Source organism: Mycobacterium persicum (assembly GCF_002086675.1).
In the GTDB taxonomy this organism is placed as follows: domain Bacteria; phylum Actinomycetota; class Actinomycetes; order Mycobacteriales; family Mycobacteriaceae; genus Mycobacterium; species Mycobacterium persicum.
Genome location: NZ_MVIF01000284.1, coordinates 1 through 743 on the forward strand (window position 1 = coordinate 1; position 743 = coordinate 743).

Here is a 743-nt window from a genome sequence, read left to right on the forward strand (position 1 = left end):
GGGTGGGGGTGCGCACCGTAATGGTCGCGGTGCAGGTCGCGTCGGGATATATCGTCACGTTCTGGACGACCTCGTCAGCCCGCAGGGTCCATGCCTGGGTAAGAGCTCGTGACGAAATCGCCTCGGCCGGATAGGCATATGTGGTCATCCAGCCCAATTCTCCACGGATGGCTTTCCACCGCTGCGCGCTGCCGGCTACCGCGTCCGACCCCAGCCGGCGATCCAGCTCGACCAGGTCGGTGGCCGTCGCCACCTTGGCGCGCAGACCTTGGCACCGCAGCGAGCCGGCGATGCGCTGAGCGACCGAAATTGCCGCAGCCCCAACACTGGTGCGCCACCGCAACGCCTGGGCGTTGTCGATGATCGGCAGTCGCATGATCAGCCAGGTTTCGCGCCGACCCGCGTAAGGTGGGGTGCCGATCTCTGAGTCGTACACCCGCGGGTAGTCCCCGACGGTGCCGGTTCGCGAGCCGACTGTGATGATGCTGATCGAATCGAGCTGCAGGTCCAGGGGATGCTGCAACAGCGGCAGCAGGTCGACGATATCGATGATGTTGTCGGATTCGACGGTCACCGAACCGGTCACCGTGGTTGCGCGATGTGCTCGGCCAAGCAGTTGCACCGCCACCACCGCGGTACCCTCTTGGACCCGGACCCCACCACCAGACCGGTTGTTGGCCACCGTAATTGGCGCGTCCCAACTGATCGGGCGCCGGCCTCGCAACCCCAGCACGGCCCATGAC

General features: G+C 65.7%; 1 protein-coding gene. It reads right to left on the reverse strand.

What is annotated here, in order from left to right; all coding sequences use genetic code 11:
* A partial coding sequence (gene eccE, locus BST40_RS28410) for a type VII secretion protein EccE (RefSeq protein WP_083156635.1) occupies positions 1 to 743 on the reverse strand: 743 nt, incomplete at both ends.